11 protein-coding genes are annotated in these 20,194 nt (G+C 49.2%); 6 read left to right on the forward strand and 5 right to left on the reverse strand.

The genetic code is table 11. The features are described from left to right. Positions 1–194: 194 nt before the first annotated feature. A complete protein-coding gene (locus NG795_RS15320; RefSeq protein WP_367289524.1) occupies positions 195–1,589 on the forward strand; it encodes a (Fe-S)-binding protein in 1,395 nt (464 codons plus the stop codon). A 132-nt stretch (positions 1,590–1,721) separates the two neighbouring features. On the opposite strand, the gene NG795_RS15325 is transcribed toward NG795_RS15320, so the two are convergent. From NG795_RS15325 to glyS, 4 genes are all read right to left on the reverse strand, one after another. Next, on the reverse strand, positions 1,722–2,288 hold the full coding sequence (locus NG795_RS15325) for a hypothetical protein (protein WP_367289525.1): 567 nt from the start codon (positions 2,286–2,288) through the stop codon (positions 1,722–1,724). A gap of 467 nt (positions 2,289–2,755) precedes the next feature. Then, positions 2,756–2,956 (reverse strand): hypothetical protein, encoded by a 201-nt coding sequence (locus tag NG795_RS15330; RefSeq protein ID WP_367289526.1) that lies wholly within the window; start codon positions 2,954–2,956, stop codon positions 2,756–2,758. A 475-nt stretch (positions 2,957–3,431) separates the two neighbouring features. Continuing rightward, entirely contained in the window at positions 3,432–4,808 is a 1,377-nt protein-coding gene (gene murD, locus NG795_RS15335; RefSeq protein ID WP_367289527.1) for a UDP-N-acetylmuramoyl-L-alanine--D-glutamate ligase, read from the reverse strand. 346 nt (positions 4,809–5,154) lie between these two features. Then, complete coding sequence (glyS, locus tag NG795_RS15340) at positions 5,155–7,317, reverse strand: glycine--tRNA ligase subunit beta (protein WP_367289528.1); 2,163 nt, start codon at positions 7,315–7,317, stop codon at positions 5,155–5,157. Between the two features lie 377 nt (positions 7,318–7,694). Between glyS and NG795_RS15345 the strand changes: the two genes are divergently transcribed. Next, the gene (locus tag NG795_RS15345; protein WP_367289529.1) at positions 7,695–9,719 is read left to right on the forward strand and encodes a CHASE domain-containing protein; all 2,025 of its coding nucleotides are present in this window, start codon (positions 7,695–7,697) and stop codon (positions 9,717–9,719) included. A 33-nt stretch (positions 9,720–9,752) separates the two neighbouring features. Here the strand turns inward: NG795_RS15345 and NG795_RS15350 are convergent, their stop codons facing one another. Further along, positions 9,753–10,622, reverse strand: coding sequence for a tetratricopeptide repeat protein (locus tag NG795_RS15350; protein ID WP_367289530.1), 870 nt, complete (start codon positions 10,620–10,622; stop codon positions 9,753–9,755). Between the two features lie 397 nt (positions 10,623–11,019). Here NG795_RS15350 and NG795_RS15355 point away from each other — a divergent pair, with 397 nt between their 5' ends. From NG795_RS15355 to NG795_RS15370, 4 genes are all read left to right on the forward strand, one after another. Continuing rightward, complete coding sequence (locus NG795_RS15355) at positions 11,020–13,068, forward strand: elongation factor G (protein WP_367289531.1); 2,049 nt, start codon at positions 11,020–11,022, stop codon at positions 13,066–13,068. Positions 13,069–13,578: 510 nt separating this feature from the next. Continuing rightward, positions 13,579–14,904: a methyl-accepting chemotaxis protein gene (locus tag NG795_RS15360; RefSeq protein ID WP_367289532.1), complete on the forward strand. Its 1,326-nt coding sequence runs from the start codon at positions 13,579–13,581 to the stop codon at positions 14,902–14,904. Between the two features lie 348 nt (positions 14,905–15,252). Further along, a complete protein-coding gene (locus tag NG795_RS15365) occupies positions 15,253–16,731 on the forward strand; it encodes a methyl-accepting chemotaxis protein (protein WP_367289533.1) in 1,479 nt (492 codons plus the stop codon). 818 nt (positions 16,732–17,549) lie between these two features. Beyond that, a complete protein-coding gene (locus NG795_RS15370; RefSeq protein WP_367289610.1) occupies positions 17,550–20,150 on the forward strand; it encodes a hybrid sensor histidine kinase/response regulator in 2,601 nt (866 codons plus the stop codon). The last annotated feature ends 44 nt before the right edge of the window (positions 20,151–20,194 follow it).

The raw sequence follows: 20,194 nt of genomic DNA on the forward strand, positions 1-20,194 counted from the left end.
TAACGACTGAAGTCGTTACTACGAACTAAGAAAAGAAACGACTGAAGTCGTTACTACGAACTAAGAAAGATAACGACTGAAGTCGTTACTACGAACTAAGAAAAGAAACGACTGAAGTCGTTACTACGAAATTGGGAAAGATAACGACTGAAGTCGTTACTACGAACATTGGGAAATATATTGAGTTGGTGAATATGCAACCTGTTGAATCTACTATTGCGGCTAAATCTAGTAACTTTTTGGGGCAAAATCCTCATTTGAATGAGTTAAGCGAGTCGGAAGTGTTGCCGGGATTTGATGCAAAACATCCACCGGATCCGAAACTGATTGATACTTGTGTTCATTGTGGGTTTTGTTTGTCTACTTGTCCGAGTTATCGGGTGATTGGGAAGGAAATGGATTCGCCGCGAGGACGGATCTATTTGATGGATGCGATCGCCACTGGGGAAGCACCTCTGGCAGAGGGAACAGTAGAGCATTTCGATACTTGTTTGGGATGTTTAGCTTGTGTCAGCACTTGTCCCTCGGGGGTGCAATATGATAAATTGCTGGCGGCGACTCGTCCTCAAATTGAGCGCAATTATGAACGGTCCCTAGGCGATCGCGTGATTCGTAGTCTGATTTTTAATTTATTCCCCTATCCCAATCGTCTACGTCCTTTGTTAGTTCCCCTTTATCTGTACCAAAAGTTAGGAATTCCCAAATTAGTGCGTCAGACGGGATTATTAAAGAAACTCTCCCCACGATTGGCGGCGATGGAGTCAATTTTACCCAATATTACCGGGGAGTTTTTCAAGGGGAATTATCCCGATGTGATTCCGGCACAAGGAGAGAAACGGTATCGGGTGGGGATGTTACTCGGATGTGTACAGCGGTTATTTTTTAATCCGGTAAATGAGGCAACGGTGCGGGTTTTAACTGCCAATGGCTGTGAGGTGGTGATTCCCAAAGGACAAGGCTGTTGTGCGGCGTTACCGGCACACCAGGGACAGGAAGAACAGGCACAGGCGATCGCCCGTCAGATGATTGATAGCTTTGAAGGCACTGAGGTTGATTTTATCATAATTAATGCCGCAGGATGTGGTCATACGCTCAAAGAATATGGTCATATTCTCCAGGATGACCCGAATTATCGAGAAAAAGCTCAAGCCTTTGCCAATCAGGTGAAAGATATCCAAGAATTCTTGGCAATGGTAGGATTAACGGCTAAACTTTCTCCTTTAACCGAAGGGAAATTAACCGTTGTGTATCAGGATGCTTGTCATTTGTTACATGGTCAAAAAATTAGTCAGCAACCGCGCCAGATTCTTAAACAAATTCCGGGGGTTGAACTGAAAGAACCCATTGATGCTGCCTTATGTTGTGGCAGTGCGGGGGTTTATAATATGCTCCAGCCGGAGGTATCGGAAGAGTTGGGTCAGCAAAAAGTGCAGAATTTGCTTAATACAGGTGCCGAATTAATTGCCTCTCCTAATCCGGGTTGTGCATTGCAAATTCAAAAGCATTTGCAGTTAGCGGGAAAAGATATCCCGCTGATGCACCCGATGGAATTATTAGATTTATCAATTCGGGGGGTGCGGTTGAAATAGGGGTGGGGGTGCGTCAGAATGTAGATCTCCTGATGGTAGGAATGAGTGAGATTCTGACGCACCTTTGAGGGCTAAAAAACCAGCACACTGACTAACAGTAGACACATTTTCGATGGGGTTGGAGAAATCGGGTTAAGTCAAGTCTTCGATCAGTCTTTCCAACTCGTTGCGGAGTTGGCGGGTATTGGGGTTGGTGGGTTCGATTTCCAGGGACTTCTCAAAGGCGAGGAGGGCTTGTTGCAGTAGGGGAACGGCTTGGTTGGGATTGGGTTTTTCTGCCGCAAACCGGATGAGGGACCCGCCAAAATTCAGCCAGCCACTGGCTTCGGTTCTGTCTCCCCAGTTGCCATCGCCAGTGAGGGCACGGCGACAAGAGTCTACGGCGTCTTGATAGCGATCGAGTTCCAGAAGGGCCATGCAGCGATGGGTTAATGCCAGGGAATAGTCAGGTTTGAGGGTAATCGCCCGCTCACAAGCGGCGATCGCCTCGCTGAAGCGCTGTTGCTCAACGAGATTGCTACATTCGTTTCCCCAAGCGTTATAGGTGTTTTCTGGGGCTTGGGCGATTTCAGCCGTGGCATTCACCGCCACCTCAAAGTCCAGTTCTGAATCAGCGGCAGTGGCTGCTAAGACTGGCATTTCCAGACAGAGGCAGGTTGCTACCGTGAGGAGTCCAGATCCAATAAGATTGGGTTTCATTGTTACGATTTGTGAACGGAGGAGTTTACTTTGACTATGAAACCATACCTGTTACCTCAAATGTCAAGTTTAATGATAAGATTTTAGCCGATTTTTATCTGATTAGAGAAAGTTATAGGCATCGGTGAGGATCACTTATATAGCGCGTCTAAATCATGGTGACCCTCAAAGTTAAGGAGTGGGAGCATCTTGCTCCCTTTTATTGAGAGGCGAACTCTTAAAATGGCCCAATTTTGGCAAGGTCATCCAGTCAGTAGAGGCTAAACCGGAATGGCCTCGACTCAGGATCGGGTGGCATTTCCCCCGATCCTGGACCCTGAACGGAAAAAATAACGACTGTATCAGTCGCTATTGCGTTGAGTGAGATAAAACAGTTTCGATCGCCCCGTAAACAGAAGCGGACCTCAATGGCGATCGCGCTTTCAAAAAATCAGGTGCAAAATCAGCAAGATTCGGCTGGGAATAGCTTACGCACTCACTTTGAGCCATCCGCGACGGACCGCATAAAACAAGCGATGAACGAGCAACACATCTTCCCGACTCAGAGCGTTATTGAGTAACGCAACCTGAAGGCGATGCTGTTCGATCGCGGTTAGTTTCCCGGAAAACCAGGCTTGGGCGAACAGATCCGTGAGGTTATCTTCCAGATTCAGAGTAGGTGCTGGCATAAGTTCGGATTCAACTCTACTGCGCTTCTAGTTTGCAGTACCGGGTGGAGGTGAGCGGTGATTTGAGTATTACTTCCCCCGTGGATTAATCACCGGCACTTGTGATTCAAATCGCAGCCCATTGAGATTTCCTGTAGTCAACAACCGGCGGGGGTTCAAACCTCAGCCTAATAGAATCAAGCTCAACACTGGCGGGTTTGAACTTTTTAGCCTGTAGAGGCGCTTTGATAAGCGCCTCTACGGCGGGGGATAAATCCCCCGCCTAATAGCTAAAGTCGGTTAAAAACCGACTGCAAGTCTGATACAGAGGTGTTTTCAGTCGGTTTCAACCGACTTGAGCTGTTAGGCGGGGGATTTATCCCCCGCCGGTTGTTGCAACAGGTGCAAGATCTCAGATTTATCCGACTTGAGCTGTTAGGCGGGGGATAAATCCCCCGCCGGTCCTAACACTAACCCTCTGACCCTCTCTCCCCCATCACTCTGGCAGCATTTCTAAACAGAGTTGACGGAAATGATCCCCGCGTTGCTCAAAGTTTTGATATTGATCAAAACTGGCACAAGCGGGAGACAGGAGGACCACCTGCGCCTCCAGTTCTTCTGCTAATTCGGCCCCCCGAATTACCGCCCGTTCCATGCCATAGACAATTTCATAGCGCTCATTCCCCACTTGTTCTAAGCGTTTGGCAAAGGCATCGGCAGCATCGCCAATCAGCAGCACTTGGGCAACTTTCGCCTCAATGGTTTGCAACCAACCCGTATCATCCCCTTCTTTCGCTTCACCGCCAGCAATTAAAATCACCGGCGCAGCAACGGAGGCTAATCCCACTTGTGCGGCATCGTAGTTGGTGGCTTTACTATCATTAATAAAGTCAATTCCATGCCAAGTGCGAATCAGTTCTAAACGGTGAGCAACACCGGGGAAGTTGGCAACAGCATCGGCGATCGCCGCTTTATCAATTCCCGCCAATCGCGCCACACCCACGGCCATTAACAGATTCGTCAGGTTATGTTCCCCCGGCATTTTCAAGGCATCAATGGGCAAGACTGCCTCGCCCATTGCCACCGCCCAACCGTCTTCAATATAAACGCCCTTATCGGGATTCCCTAATAACTCACTTTTACCTTTAATGCTCGTCCAGCAGGCATTCGGCCAGCGATCGCTTAAACTTTTTCTTAAGTAAGGGTCATCCCCATTTAAAACTTTTTGCTCAGAGCGTTCCAACAGAGATGCCTTAATATTAAAATAATTTTCTAACGTACCATGACGGCTCAAATGATCCGGCGTAAAGGTTGTCCAAACCCCAATTTGCGGCGCTACAGTTTCTGATGCCTCCACTTGATAGCTACTAATTTCCGCAATCACCCAATCGGGATACTGGGGGGTTGCCGGGTCCGAGTCAAATCCTTTTAATGCCAACTCCGTCGCTGCATATCCGATATTGCCACAAGCCGGTGCATTAAATCCGGCCGCTTGAAAAATTGCGGCAATTAAAGCGGTAGTCGTCGTTTTCCCATTGGTTCCCGTAATCCCCACCCAGGGACAAGCTTTGAGATTGCGCCAAGCTAATTCCATTTCCCCCAGGGTGGTAATTCCCATTTGCCGCGCCTTCACCAAGGCGGGAAGATCCCAGGGAACTCCCGGACTGACGACCACCCAATCTAAAGACTTCTCCGGTTCAAAGGACTGATTTAGATGTACATCGATGCCATCAGCAGCCAACAGTTGTTGTTGTTGTCGCAAGGAGTCATTATCTGAGCGATCGCTCAAAGTAACATCCCATCCTTGCTTTTTTAATAACCGCGCTGCGGCAACCCCTGACCGTCCTAGTCCAATGATATGAGCCTTTGGCATACTTTTATGGATCGCATTTTTTCAAAGTCTAACCTTCATCTTACCGTTTGTTGTTCTGTCTACAGGGTGTTTTCTCTGCAAAAAGATTTCAGGCAATAACCGCCGGGGGTTTTAACCCCCAGCTCAGAGTGGCAACAACCGGCGGGGGTTAAAACCCCCGCCTAACAGAATCAAGTCGTCTAAAGACGACTGAAAACACCACTGTATCAGACTTGCAGTCGGTTAAAAACCGACTCGCAGCTCTTAGGCGGGGGATAACAAGTCTTATCCCTTGGTGTTTTTAGTCGGTTTTCAACCGACTTGATTCTGTTAGGCCGCCAATCGATTTATCCCCCGCCGGTTGCAACTATTGGGGCTTGACAATCGGGCCGAAATCCGCCAGAACCCGCGCGTGATTTCGCAGTAAACCAATGGAGTTGAGGCGGTTACGCCGGATTTCTGGGTCCGGATCCATCACCAGTACGCTGTCCTCCCCATCAAAAAACTGACTGACGATTGGGGTAATTTCTGCTAAAGCATCCACCAACTGCTGATAGTTGCGCTGCGATCGCGCCGCTTGAGTCGTCGGCATTAACCGGATCAAAGCATCATAAAACCCTTGTTCTGAGGACTTTTGGAACAATTCCGGTTTCAGCACTTGAGTCGGATCTAGGACCGAAGTCTCTAAATCTCCTTGTTTCGCCAATCTTGCAGACCGATTCACGGTTTCATAGATAGTATCTAATCTGCCATTATTACGAATGGATTGGAGGAATAAAGCCCGATCGCGAACATCCAAAACATCCTCTAAAGCGCGTTGGCTATATTCCTGGTCTTCTTCCCCCAAAACTGCATTCACCAAGTCATAATCAATCCCCCGTTCCTCTTGCAACAGCGTCCGAATTCGTTGTAAGAAAAACTCCTGTAATTGCAAGAGCCATTCTGGGGAAGTTTTCGGATGGCTGGGTGGAAACAAGGCTGCAATCCTCCCTAATAATTCCCCTAAGTTCAAGGGTAAATTCGCAGTCCAAGTTAAATTAATTACTGCATTGGCGGCCCGTCGCAAGGCAAAGGGGTCGGAGGAACCTGTGGGAATCATCCCCAAGCGAAAAATAATGACTAACGTATCTAATTTGTCGGCTAATCCGACCACTTGACCTACAGGAGTTTCCGGTAATTTATCTCCGGCATTTCGGGGTAAATAATGTTCATAAATGGCAGTGGCGACGGCTTCCGATTCCCCACAGGCCCGGGCATAGTTTTCGCCCATGACGCCTTGGAGTTCCGGGAATTCATAGACCATTTGGGTGACTAAATCGGCTTTACAGAGTAAAGTCGCCCGCGCAATTTCCTCTTGTTGTTCGCCCTGAATTTGCAATTGTTTCGTAATCAAAGCGGCAACCTGACAGAGGCGATCGACTTTTTGGCGCATTGAGCCTAAATCTTCCTGGAAGGTGACTTCTTCTAGTTTAGGTAAGTAAGCTTCTAGGGATTTGGCCCGGTCGGTTTTATAGAAAAATTGACCATCGGCTAATCGGGCGCGAATCACCCGTTCGTTGCCGAGGCCAATGAGGTCAGATTTGGCCGGGTCACCGTTAGAAATGGTGATGAAATAGGGGAGAAGTTCGGGGGATTTGCCGGATGTTTCGGCGGATTTTAAGACCGGGAAATACCGCTGATGGCTGACCATGACTGTGGTAATCACTTCGGCGGGTAAAATGAGGAAGTCTTCATCAAATTTACCTAAAACTGCGGTCGGCCATTCTACCAAGTTGGTGACTTCTTGGAGTAAATCTGGGGAAATTTCGGCAGTTCCACCGACTTTTGCTGCTACGGCTTTTACTTGGTCTTGAATAATAGCTTGACGGCGGTCTGGATCTACGGAAACAAAGGCATTTTCTAGGGATTTGACGTAATCTGAGGCAGTGGCAATTTCTACGGGTTGGGGATGTAAGACGCGATGACCCGAGGAAATGCGATCGCTGGTGAGACTTTCGGACCCGTTGTCCAGTTGAATTGGCAAAATATCCTGGTCAAATAATGCCACCAACCAGCGCAAGGGGCGAGAAAACCTCATTTCGCCATTCCCCCAGCGCATTAAGCGTTTCCCTTCGAGTTTGCTAATCCATTGCGGGACCAGTTCCTGGAGAATGTCTGTGGTGAGACGTCCGGTGATGGTTTTCCGCAGGAAGACAAAATCCCCTTTATCCGTGGGGCGAATTTCTAAGGCATCGAGTTCGACCCCTTGTTTTTTGGCAAATCCTTCTGCCGCTTTGGTGGGTTTGCCGTCTTTATAGGCAGCGGAGGCGGGGGGGCCTTTAATTTCTTCCTCGCGATCGCCTTGTTGAACCGGCAATCCTTCTATCACCACCGCTAACCGGCGAGGGGTTCCATATACATGAACTGCGTCATTTGTCAAGAAATTTTCAGCCAGGGAGTCAGGAATGCGCGATCGCCATTGGGTAATTGCGCTATCGAGAAACCCTGCGGGTAATTCTTCTGTACCGACTTCTAATAAAAAGGTAGCCATATCGGATCGTACTCTAAAGGCTCTAAAGGACTAGAAGTCGCTTGTGCCTTCCCACTGAAGCCCACAAGCCACCCCATTTAACAACTCTTTCCAGAATACGCCAAGAAAGCCCCTGGATTCTACCCACCCTTGCCACTCCACGCCGGATTCCCCTAGACAAGGTGGTTGAGTGAAATCTGTAGAAAGGCGGGTTTTTTCGGATCCTATCCCCGGATTGAAAATGTTATTGTAGAACAGATTGTCCCAACCGTAGCGATTTTTGAACCCAATCAGCGATCACTCAGAGATTCTCAAGGCTCGAAGTTTTTTGACAGTAGTAATCAGCAGGGTTTTTCTAAGAGCGAAGCCGGTTAAATTAGAAAAAAAACAACGGTTCTATGGCGGTTCATTGGAAAAATGTCGGACGAATTAAAAACGCCCTTTTGGGAATCCAGACCTACCTTCCGGTTGGCTTAACTTTACTCGTTGGTTTGTCCCTGTCTGCGATCGCTGCCCGAGGAGTGTATGAATGGGAACGAAGAGCCGCACAGGACAACTTATTTCAACGCCGGGAGAGCATGAAGATCACCTTACAAAGTGATCTGGATGAATATGTTAAAGTCACCCGCTCCCTGGGTGCATGGTATGATATTTCCGGTCAGGTGACTGAGGAAAATTTTCAGCGGTTTTCCCAATCCTTTTTTGAGAATTATCCGGGAATTTTCGGGATGGCATGGCTAGAAAAAGTGCCGAGGTCACAACGGAGGGCTTTTGAGCAGCAAATGCAAGCTCAAGGGAAGGAAAATTTCCAGATTCGCGATCGCGACCCCGATGGCAACTTAGTCCCGGCGGGCGATCGCCGGGAATATTTTCCCATTCTCTATGGACAACCCGCCACTCGCTATAAAGGACCACTGTTGGGACTGGACCCCAGTTATGAACCCAGGGTGAGCGCGGCGATCACCCGAGGAAAAAACCAGGGAGAGATAGCGCTAACGGAACGATTTCTATTAGCCGATGGGAAGACTTATGGGGTGGCGATGTTTCGACCTGTGTACCGGGGAGGCGATCGGCCCGCCGGAATCCGCGATCGCCGCAATACTTTTAGGGGAATGACTTACACCGTCTATAGTCTCTCCAATTTGTTGCAACGGTCCCTCGGCGGATTAACCCTTCATCACCTAGATTTTTACTTACTCGACCCGGGAGCGGAACCCAATAATCAGGTCCTGATTTTTTATGACTCGGCCACCCAAAAATTTATTGCCGATACCCGTCTGAAAGAACCTGAACCCCTCTCTCCCCAGTCTTTGTGCTACAAAAATCCCAGCCTCTGTACCCAGACCCTTAACGTGGCCGATCGCGAATGGACTCTTGTCCTGCGTCCCACCCCAAGCTTTCAGGGATTCATTTGGGACACCTTAGCAATCCTGGCGATCGGCTTGCTCCTCACCATAATCATCGCCATTTATTTAGGACTATCCATCCGCCGGACCAGAGATTTAGAAGCAGCAATGCAGAAGTTACAAACCACCCAGGGTCAACTGATTCAAGCGGAAAAAATGTCCTCCATTGGTCAATTAGTCGCCGGGGTTGCTCATGAAATTAATAACCCCGTCAGTTTTATTTACGGTAATGTTAATCATGCCGACGAATATGTAAAAGACTTACTTTTCCTGCTGGGGCTCTATCAACAACACTATCCCGACCCGGCGGCGGAAATTCAAGAAGAAGCCGAAGCAATGGATGTAGATTTTATTATAGAAGATTTACCCAAAACCATTAAATCCATGACAGTCGGGGCCGAACGGATTCAAAATATCGTCTTGAGTTTGCGAAATTTTTCCCGCACGGATGAAGCAGAAATCAAGGCCGTAGACATTCATCAAGGGCTGAATAGTACATTGATGATTTTGCAACATCGACTCAAAGCCACCGCTGGACATCAGGCGATTCAAGTCGTCAAAAAATACGCCGAGTTACCCTTAGTGGAGTGCTATCCGGGGCAACTGAATCAGGTGTTTATGAATCTCCTAGCCAATGCAATTGATGCCTTGGAAGACACCCTGGCTGAAAACCCTTCAAAAGACTATATCCCCACCCTCACCCTCTGTACCGAAGTCCTGCAAAAAAGTCCACCGGCAAACCCGATTGACGGGGCTGCGGTGAACCCGGAGTTCATCGTAATTTGGATTGAGGATAATGGAGGAGGAATTCCTCCGGACATTCTTCCCAATATTTTTAACCCATTTTTTACCACTAAACCCATTGGGAAAGGAACCGGATTAGGGCTGTCAATTAGCTATCAAATTATTGTTGAAAAACATTTAGGAAAGTTAAACTGTTTTTCAAAACTGGGAAAAGGAACAGAATTCCGGATTCAATTGCCGGTGAGTCACATCGGGCAGAACCACCCATCGTAATCCAGAGCGATCGCTCAACCGAGAGCCTCCGAATTAGGGATTGCGCGATCGCTCTAACAATCGTTCAGCATTCATCGCCCGTTCTGTATTTCCCTCCAAAGTATAAAGGTCTCGGGCATATTCCAACACTCGTTGAGCCTCGGTGAAATTCCCCTGACGCAGAAACACTAACCCAGCCCCATAATAGGCATTAGCATAATTGACATTCCCTTGAGCCGCCTGACGAAATGAGTCTAAAGCCGCGTTCAAATCCCCTTGATTATAAGCAATAAACCCCAGATGATAGTGAGCCGCAGCATGAGTTGGAGTAATGCTGATTGCCCGGTTAAATGCTGATTTAGCCGCCTCCAGTTTCCCTTGTTCCAGATAAACCAGTCCGAGATGATAGGGCGGTTCAGGAGTCGTGGGACTATATTGCATCGCCTGCTGAAACGAAGCCGCAGCAGCATCCAGTAACTGTTGTTGCTCCAGGACCAGACCTAGATTATAATGAGCCAATCCCATTTGGGGGTCCAAGGCGATCGCCCGTTGTAAATAATCCCGGGCGCGATCGAGATTATTCCCTTCAATCAGGGCCGCCCCTAAATTGGCAAAGGCAAGAGTAAATCTAGGGTCCGCTTGAGTTGCTTGGTAAAATGAATCCGCCGCCCCTTGCAAATCTCCCGATTGCCGCAGAGCCAAGCCCAGATTATAATGAGCCACAGCTAGGGTCGGGTCCAGTTGAGTTGCTTGACGAAACGCCGCGATCGCCTCAGATACCTGACCCGCTTGAATCGACCCCAGTCCCCGGTTTACCCAATCCAGGGCCGCCTGGGAACTCCCCTGGGCGATCGCGCGCATCCCTGCGCCATCCCACGGTATCCACAGCAACGGCATCATCCAAATCCCCAGCGTCACGCCCACGATTCGGGCCCTTATGTTCCGTTGTAATTGCATCGCCCCTCCTGGAAATGAGTCGAGGTGGTTTAACCTAGTTTTACCGTGACATCCCTGCCTCTGACTAGAGTCGGCCAGAATTTTAGAGCCAACACTCACCCGCCACGATAATTTTCAAGGGATAACACTGCTTTAAAATTCAAAAAAAAAGGATTAAGCTTAGAAAAATAAGTCCCTCAATCGGTAATTCTTTGGTTCAAAAATACGGTAATCTAAAATACATCAAGACCCATCCGAGAAGTGCTGATGCTGATCACCTTGTTTCCCATAGAGTCAGGATAAGGATTTTACTTTAAATAGGCTATCCACCTTGGCCCTCTTAAAAATTTTTTAATCTTTAGTAACTAACTCACAGGAGTGAATCATGACCGAAAAAGTTGTCTCCGACGTGCGAAACGTCGCAATTGTAGGCCCATATCTGAGTGGAAAAACCACCTTACTCGAAAGCCTGTTGTTTGTAACAGGTGCAATTAGTAGGAAAGGGAACGTCAAAGAAGGGACAACCGTGGGGGATAGTTCCCCCGAAGCGCGCGATCGCCAAATGAGTGTAGAGATATCCTCCGCCACCACCGAATACAAGGATGTCCGCTTCACCTTCGTAGACTGCCCCGGGTCCATAGAATTTATCCAAGAAACCTACAACGCCCTCAAAGGAACCGGTGCCGCCGTCGTCGTCTGCGAACCGGAAGTCAGCCGGGTGCTCACCTTAGCCCCCTTATTTAAGTTCTTAGATGACTGGGAAATCCCCCATATCGTCTTTGTCAACAAAATGGATCGCGCTAAAGATAGCTTTATGGACGTACTCCACGCCCTCAAAGCCGTCTCCACCCGGCCCTTAGTCCCCCATCAATATCCCATTCTCAAAGGCTCAGACCCCGTGGGGTTTATCGATCTGGTCACGGAACAAGCCTATCACTACCACGGTGGCAGTGACCCCGACCCCATACCCCTCCCCGAGGAACTCAAACAAGAAGAACATGAGGCTCGTCAGGAGATGTTAGAAGAGTTAGCCAACTTTGACGATCGCCTCCTCGAAGAACTCCTTGAAGAGATTGAACCCTCCCAGGATGAAATCGTCGCCGACCTCAAAATGGAATTAGGGGCCGATTTAATCGTCCCCGTCTTTATGGGCGTAGCGGATTCAGATTATGGCGTCAGACCCTTGCTTGATGCTCTGATTCGGGAAGCACCGGAACCCAAAACCACCGCCGATCGCCGGGGAATCCCCCTGCATTCCGGTGAACCCTTAGCCCAAGTGATTAAAACCTATTACACCCCGCAAGGGGGCAAAATGTCCCTCGTGCGGGTGTGGAAAGGAGAAATCACCGATAACATGACCCTCAACGGCGTCCGGATTGGGGGAATGTATCGGATGAAGGGACAGCAAACGGAAACCATTCAGAAGGCAGTCGAGGGAGATATTGTCGCCCTCTCGCGCATGGAAGGGATTCAGACGGGAGATACCCTCACCACCGGGGAAGGTAAGCTCAAATCAGAATTACCCAAAGCAGAACAACTGCCTCCAGTTTTTGCCCTGGCGATCGCCCCAGAACGGCGCAGCGACGAAGTGAAAATCAGCGCCGCCTTGACCAAACTCCTAGAAGAAGACCCCGCCCTCGCCTGGGAACAAAATCCCGATACTCACGAAATTATCCTCTGGGGTCAAGGGGAAATTCATATCAAGGTCACCTTGGATCGTCTGCGGCGCAAGTACAACCTGCCGATGATTACCCAAGTCCCTCATGTGCCCTACAAGGAAACCATTCGCAAAGCAGCGCCCCGGGTTCATGGCCGCTACAAGCACCAAAGTGGGGGTCATGGCCAATTTGGAGATGTTTACCTGGAAATCAAACCCATGCCTCGGGGGGAAGGGTATCACTTCAACGATAAAATCGTCGGCGGCGTGGTCCCTAAACAGTATATTCCTGGGGTAGAAATGGGGGTGCGCGAGTACCTGAATCAAGGACCCTTGGGATTCCCGGTGGTGGATATTGCCGTTACCCTCACCGATGGGTCCTATCACTCCGTGGATAGTTCAGAACAGTCCTTTAAACAGGCCGCACGTTTGGCAATGCAAGAGGGGTTAGCCCAATGTGAACCCACCTTGCTTGAACCGATCGCCTCGGTGGAGATCTGTGCACCGACGGACTTTACCTCGAATATGATGCAACTGATCAGCGGACGACGGGGGCAAATTTTAGGCTATGAACCCCTAGAAAACTGGAAATCATGGGATAAGGTCTTGGCCTATTTACCCCAGGCAGAAATGCAGGATTTGATTGTGGAGTTGCGATCGCTGACGATGGGAGTTGGGTTTTTCCGCTGGAAGTACGATCACCTCCAGGAAGTCCCAGACAAACTGACCGATCGCCTCTTAGCTGCCGCCGCTAATGGCAACGGGAATTCTAAATAATCGGTGAATTCTAAACAGGCAAAAGGTCCGAGTTTTTCCTCAACCTTTTGCCTGTTTTTTTTTCTTCCAGGTCCTGTTACTACAATTGGAGGCGCTGAAAATCCCGGCTCTTTCTTATTCTCAAGTGCTCAGCCATAATTTTAACCCACAGTTGTTTGACGAGGCTTCCAGGGCAACAAATCCCCTTAGCACTTTTGAAAAAGCGTGATAAAATTAGAATTGTCAAGACAGTAAATCCGGTTTTTTGATATCGGGAGTTAGTTCGTTCAAATTTGGGGAAAACTTCTACTAATTTCTTAAGGTTCAGGCAGTTTATAGCAGTTTTCTGGCCCAGATTGCGCTTAACAAAACTTAAAATCCCCTGGTTGAGGAGAAGGTCAGGGTTACGGAGTGAATGGCTGCACCTGATTTACCTTAAAATTGCTATTTCGGGGTAAAAATCAAATACTGGACGAAGTTTTGAATTGAAATCAACCCGCCCGATTTGAAAATAGCACGTGAGGATTTTCCATGTTGTTTAATTTAAAGTTAAAAGCCAGAATTCTCTTAGGTTATTCCATCCCTTTAATATTTTCCATTAGTTCCGCAGCCTTAGTTTTTGTCAGCAGCCAGAAAGTTCAGCAAGAAGTCAGCAATTTAGAAGAGGGGGCGGCTCTAGTCCGGGAGTCTGACCGTCTAGCTCTAAGGTTAATGTCCATCCAACGCTCGGCAAGAGGTTACGTTATCGACCAGGAAGAATTTATTCCCGAGGCAGTTGAGGCCGACCTCACCCGCTTTGAAAATTCGGTAAACTATTTAAAAAGTCATGTAGAAGAACCTGGACAAAAAGAAAGATTAGAGGGAATTTTAACCCTGAGTCAAAGAACGATTGCCTTTAATAAAAATCTGATTAATTTAGTCCAACAAAACCGAGTACCGGAGGCGATAAAAGCCTATGCCACTCCGGAACGAGAACAATTGAATCGGGAACTAGAAACCCTCTTGGAGGAGTTCAACCAACGGGAAGATGAGCTTCAAAAGGAAAAAAGCGAGCGCACCAATGAGGTCCTCAACTTATTGAGCATCTTGGTGTTAGTGAGTACCGCAATCACGGCGATCGTAGCCTGGGCATTGGGATGGGCGATCGCCAGCCGGATTACCGACACCCTCAGCGACACCACCAACACCATCGCCTCCTCCTCCACAGAAATCGCTGCGATGACCGAACAACAAGAGCGCGTTGCCAACCAACAAGCCAGTGCAGTTCATGAAACCTGCACCACAATGGAACAACTGGGCCTCTCCTCTCAGGAGTCCTCCGAACGCGCCGAAGCCACCACCGTTCAAGTCGAACAAATTGCCAATCAAATTTTGCATCTGAGTGAGCAAGTCAACCAAATCGACAAAATTGCCGGATTAGTCAGCGATATCGCCAATCAAACCAATATGTTAGCACTCAATGCGGCGGTCGAAGCAGTCCGGGCCGGAGAGCAAGGTAAAGGCTTTGGCGTTGTCGCTTCAGAAATTCGGAAACTGGCCGATCGCAGCAAACAATCCGCCGAGAAAATTAGCGACCTAGTAACCGATATTGAACGGGCGACCAATTCAGCGGTGATGGTCACCAAAGACGGAACTCGCAGCGTAGAAAGCGTGGTTTCTGCCGTCAATCACATCGCCGTCAACGCGCAACAAATCTCCTTGAGTGCCAAACAACAAGCCCTGGCGATCCAACAAACCCTGGATGCCATGAATAGTCTGACTCAAAGCGCCCAAGAAACCGCCAGCGGGATCGCCCAAACCAAAATCAGCATTCAACAACTCAATCACATCGCCCTCAAGTTACAGCGGGAAATTTAGGCGGGAGAATCCCTAAATTCTATTGCCACAATGAGTTAGACTCGCTATATCAGAACCCCGGATCCGTAAGTCCGGTCGAGATCTCCGTGTCCTGAATGTGGAGGGGCTTTTCCGACGGGGAAAGCCCCCGACTCTCCCCTGGATACGAAACTCCTAAGTTAAGATAATCTGCAAGCGGGAACAACAATATAGCCGATGGGACAGTCAATCATCAGAATCCATAGATTCTGAGTTTACGCACCTCCTTCTGGGAAATCTCATCATAATTGAGGTAAGCCACTCAGGGCTGCAATAAACCCGGTTTAAATCGGTGGGTTGAGGTCAAAATTAAGGAGTCATCATCTGATTATGTTGGACAGCTTAAAACTGAGGGGACGAATTCTTGCCTGCATTATTATCCCATTGTTAGTGTCCGGTGTACTGGCTACCCTGATTGTTTCAACGGTTAAAAAAGCCGAGGAACTCGATGAACAGATTGGGGTTTCTTCAGAAGTCATTGATCATTTGGCCGAAGCCACCCTGCAAGCGATTCGCATGGAACGCTCAACCCGAGGATATTTGGTGAGTGCAACCGATCGCCATCGCCAAGGATTTGAAACAGGTAGCGAGTCCTATAGCCGGTTGATTAATAGCTTAGAACCCAAAATTGCTCAACTGGAGGACCCGGTACAACGGCAGCGATTTCAGGAGTACACTCAGTTAGGAAATCAACTGCGACAAGCTGATCTGCAAATGCTCCAACTGGCACAAACGGGTCAAAGGGAGGCAGCGGTGGCCTTATTTTCAACGGACCAAAGTAGCAATATCGTCCGGGATATCGAGTCGATTTACAATGCCTTTGTCCAACAAGAACGAGAGACAGTGGCGGCTAGAAAAGTACAAGCGCAAGCAGCGTTACATTTGTCCCTCGCCGTTGCCGGGTGGGGAAGTGCCCTCGTGGGGTTGATGACGATCGCCATTGGTGCCAAACTCGCCTCTAGCATCCGCGATCGCATCGAACGTGCCATTCATGAAGTGGCAACCTCCTCTACGGAATTTGCCGCTACCTTCAGTCACCAGGAAACTTCCACGAACGCTCAAGCGATTTCCGTCAACCAAACGACGAGCTCAATGGAAGAGTTGAATGCATCCTCCAAAGCCACTGCGGAACAAGCCGAATCTGCTGCGGCTAACGCGATTCTGGTCTTAAACTTAGTGGATTCCTCCACCCATCATGAACTGCCGGTGCATCTGTCCTACGGTTTGGGTTCCAATAACTCCACCCTTCTATCCCGCAATCGCCAGATTGGACAGCAAAATACCAGTTTAAAACAAACCGTCCATCAGATTGCCAACCGCATCGAACAACTCACCCAACAACTGTCTCAAATTGATGGAATTGCCAGTAACGTTAGCAATATCGCCAATCAAACGAATATGTTAGCCCTCAATGCTTCCGTTGAAGCCGTTCGGGCGGGGGAAGCGGGGAAAGGATTTGGGGTGGTTGCCACAGAAATTCGCAAACTGGCGGACCACAGTGGCCGATGTGCCGATCGCATTAATTCTCTGGTTAAAGAAATTCAATCGGCCACTTCCCTAACCGTTCAGGTTACAGAAGAAGGGACAAAAACCGTAGAAGTAGTGGTGGAAGCGATTGATGAAATTGTTAATAATACGCAACAAATTTCATTAACCGCCCAACAGCAGGCGATCGCCATTCAGCAGGTTTTTGAAGCCATGAATGCCCTAAATAGAATTGCCTCAGAAACTGTTAACAGTATTTCTCAGGCAAAAATGGGCACTGAAAAACTCAATCAAGCCGCCCTCGACCTCAAAGAAATGGTCTGAGTATTCTTTCTATTGGGGTTCTGGGGGATTCACAAGTTAGGGCTTTGCTCTTTCTTGGAGAGCGAATAGGAATCAGTCAGGGAGGCATCTTGTATTCCCGCTGAATTATCCTGAATCCGGTTATCCCTTGGGAAATCAGGCATCCATCAGAGGTGCTTTCCCTTGCCTTTGTCCGCAAATTATGCGAAAATTGCAATAGGCCAAAATATCGCAGCCGTTTCGATGAGGCCCAGAGGTGGAGAGAGTCCCCAGACCCAGACTTGGGCCGGAGAAAGAGCGGGAACGTCGGGGAATTGGGCCTCAATCTCCCGAGATTCAGGGAGGGAAAACTCCTGTGGGTGGGGTTTGCCGTCTGAATCGGCGACTGTTCATTGAGCAACCTGTTCAGGAATCCAGCGGGCGATCGCCTCGGAGTTTTGGCTCCTCACTGCTCCTCAATGGAGGTCTCTCCTCAACAAGCAGTTAAGTTACCAGAAAATCAGGGTGAAAACCATACCAGGAACGACCAAGTTCACCATCAGTTCAGGAACTAAACCGGGGATGATAGGAGCAAAAAGATTGCCAATTTCACCCCCCAAAAGATTGGCCTTTAGGAATGGGTCCAAACTGTTAAAATGAGCTTATGAAAACTCGAATCAATCTGGAGAGTTTTGGGCCAGGATTGCCAAAATTAAACCGGTCCAAAACCGAGTCGATCACGCCGGGAAACAGGCCGAGGAGAACCGGGGGAAATTTGAGTAAAAAAGGGGAATCTTCAAGGTAGGGGAAATTATCCCCCAGGAATCCCTAAATCGGACTTTGGAGGAGCTAAAACCATGATGATCGACGATGAAGAACTCAGAGTTACATTCAAAGTAGCCAGTGAAGAGCATCTGCAGAAACTCAACGAAGGGTTATTGCACCTAGAACAGCAGCCGGATGACTTGGGGAAACTCGAAGAATTGATGCGAGAAGCCCATAGTCTGAAAGGAGATGCGGGAATGCTGGGGGTGAAAGATATTGCCACCCTGGCACATCAGTGGGAACATCTGCTGGGAACGGTTAAGCGCAAAGAAACCCCCTTAACCCCAGAGTTGTGCGATCGCCTTTATCATGGCTTAGATGCGATCGCCAAACTCGTTGAGGAATCCGTCACCGGCGAAGATGCCGGAGTCAATACCTTTTACGTCCTCGCCTACTTAATGGGCGCTTCCTCCGACACCAAGGAGACCGAAACTAAAAGCGCGCCACCCCAACCCCAGGAAACCGAAAACTCCCCACCCAGAGAACCGATCCCCCCGGAACAGAGGGACAGTCTCCAAGAGACCTTAGACCGGGTAGACTCTGTAACGGAAACCGAAGGGACAGAAAGCTTCCAGGCAACGGAGGAACAGAGCGACCTAAACCGGGAACAAGCCCTAGAAGAAGCCCGCTTTGAAATGCTAGAGGTCATATCCCAGGTAGAAATCGCCGCCAGTTCCCCGGCCACAGTCAGCGCCACAGTCAATGGGCATAATGTGGCTCAAAAACATCCGATTCCGGGGAACTCTAAACCCCTGGGCAGTAGCCCACCTCCCCCACCCCTAGGGGGCGATCGCCGTCGAGACTCCGGCCTAGCTCAACCTCCAGTCCTGCCCCCCCTCGTCCCAGTCACCCCAGCTCAAACCGATACCAGCAACTACCGGATCGACACCATTCGGGTCGAAACCCGCAATCTGGATAGTCTGATGACCCAAACCGGGGAACTCACCGTCAGCAAAATCCGAATTGCCCATCGCCTCTCGGAAGTCGAAGAAATTGTCACCCTCTGGGAAGAATGGAGTCGCGATAGCTTTGTCAATCGCTTTGCCCTCGAAGAAGTCATGCGGGGCAACCGCAATGGCTCCTTAGACCGCTTGCAAAGCTTTCATCATCGCATCGAAGACCGACTCGAACGCCTCGGCCAAATTGTCAACCGCCTCAGAAATTCAGTTTATGAAGATAACGCCCGCCTCGACACCATTGCCGAGGAACTCGAAGAAGGCATCCGGACCTTGCGCCTGCTGCCCTTATCCACCATCTTTACCCTATTTCCTCGGATGGTGCGGGATTTAGCCAAACAAGAAGGCAAGCAAGTAGAACTGCTGATTGAAGGGGGAGACACCCGCGCCGATAAGCGCATCCTGGAAGAAATGAAAGACCCGTTGATGCATATCATCCGCAATGCGATCGACCACGGCATCGAAACCCCTGGCGATCGCCAACAAAAAGGCAAACCCCCCAAAGCCACCATTATCCTCAAAGGCTACCAAACCGCCAACAACATCGTCATCGAAATCCGCGATGATGGGCGCGGACTCGACCTAGAAAAAATCAAACAAACCGCCCTCAAGCGGGGAATCTGCCGAGAAGAAGAACTCGCTGCCATGACCCCCCACCAAATCCATAGCCTAATTTTCACCCCAGGATTCTCCACCCGGACCTTCGTCACCGAGGTATCTGGGCGCGGGGTGGGACTGGATGTGGTTCGCACCAACGTCGAACGGCTCAAAGGCAGTATTCATATTGACTCCACCCCGGGAGTGGGCACCACCCTGCGCTTATCTCTGGGCACCACCCTCGCCACAGCTCATGTTCTCCTGGTTGAAGTAGAAGGGATTGCCTACGCCCTGCCGGTGGAGTTCGTGCAACTGGCTCGTTTAGTTCCGGAGAGCGATATTTTTGCCCTAGAAGGACGGGAAACGATTATTTTAGACGGACAACCCGTTTCTGTGGTCAAACTCGCCGATTTGCTGGAACTGCCCCCAAGAGGCATTCTCAATTCCTCCAAAAGCATGAATACTTCCAGTCTGCCTTGCATTATTCTCCAAGTGGGGGAAGAACGCCTGGGAATCCTGGTGGATGCCTTGGTGGATGAGCAAGATGTGGTGCTTAAACCCCAAAGCAAACTGCTCAAACGGGTCCGGAATGTGGCGGGAGCAACGATTTTGGGAACTGGGGAAGTCTGTATGGTGTTAAATCCCCATGACTTGCTCAAGTCTGTGCGAAAGCCGAGAAAATCTATTGCTCCGGCGAAACCGCAGCCCGAGAGCGATCGCAAATTATTAGTCTTGCTCGTAGAAGACTCGATCGCCACCCGCACCCAAGAAAAACGCATTCTCGAAAATGCGGGATATGAGGTCGTCACCGCTGTGGATGGTGTCGATGGCTACAATAAACTTAGAACTCGGAACTTTGATGCGGTGATCTCCGATGTCCAAATGCCGAATTTGGATGGTTTAGGGCTAGTGACCAAAATTCGTCAGCATAAGGAATATTCTGAATTGCCGATTATTCTGGTGACCTCCCTAGCGAGTGATGATGATAAACGCCGGGGGGCCGAAGCCGGGGCTAATTCCTACATTCCCAAAAGCAGTTTCAATCAAGACCTGTTATTACAAACGCTCAAACGGCTGATTTAGACTCGCTATAGAGGGAGTTCCCGATTCCTACCTGAACCGGGTTC

Source organism: Laspinema palackyanum D2c (assembly GCF_025370875.1).
Classification (GTDB): domain Bacteria; phylum Cyanobacteriota; class Cyanobacteriia; order Cyanobacteriales; family Laspinemataceae; genus Laspinema; species Laspinema palackyanum.

Excerpts from the sequence above, each read along its gene's own strand:
- NG795_RS15320 (WP_367289524.1), top strand. The coding sequence starts at position 195 with ATGCAACCTGTTGAATCTACTATTGCGGCTAAATCTAGTAACTTTTTG.
- NG795_RS15325 (WP_367289525.1), bottom strand. The coding sequence starts at position 2,288 with ATGAAACCCAATCTTATTGGATCTGGACTCCTCACGGTAGCAACCTGC.
- NG795_RS15330 (WP_367289526.1), bottom strand. The coding sequence starts at position 2,956 with ATGCCAGCACCTACTCTGAATCTGGAAGATAACCTCACGGATCTGTTC.
- murD (WP_367289527.1), bottom strand. The coding sequence starts at position 4,808 with ATGCCAAAGGCTCATATCATTGGACTAGGACGGTCAGGGGTTGCCGCA.
- glyS (WP_367289528.1), bottom strand. The coding sequence starts at position 7,317 with ATGGCTACCTTTTTATTAGAAGTCGGTACAGAAGAATTACCCGCAGGG.
- NG795_RS15345 (WP_367289529.1), top strand. The coding sequence starts at position 7,695 with ATGGCGGTTCATTGGAAAAATGTCGGACGAATTAAAAACGCCCTTTTG.
- NG795_RS15355 (WP_367289531.1), top strand. The coding sequence starts at position 11,020 with ATGACCGAAAAAGTTGTCTCCGACGTGCGAAACGTCGCAATTGTAGGC.
- NG795_RS15360 (WP_367289532.1), top strand. The coding sequence starts at position 13,579 with ATGTTGTTTAATTTAAAGTTAAAAGCCAGAATTCTCTTAGGTTATTCC.
- NG795_RS15365 (WP_367289533.1), top strand. The coding sequence starts at position 15,253 with ATGTTGGACAGCTTAAAACTGAGGGGACGAATTCTTGCCTGCATTATT.
- NG795_RS15370 (WP_367289610.1), top strand. The coding sequence starts at position 17,550 with ATGATCGACGATGAAGAACTCAGAGTTACATTCAAAGTAGCCAGTGAA.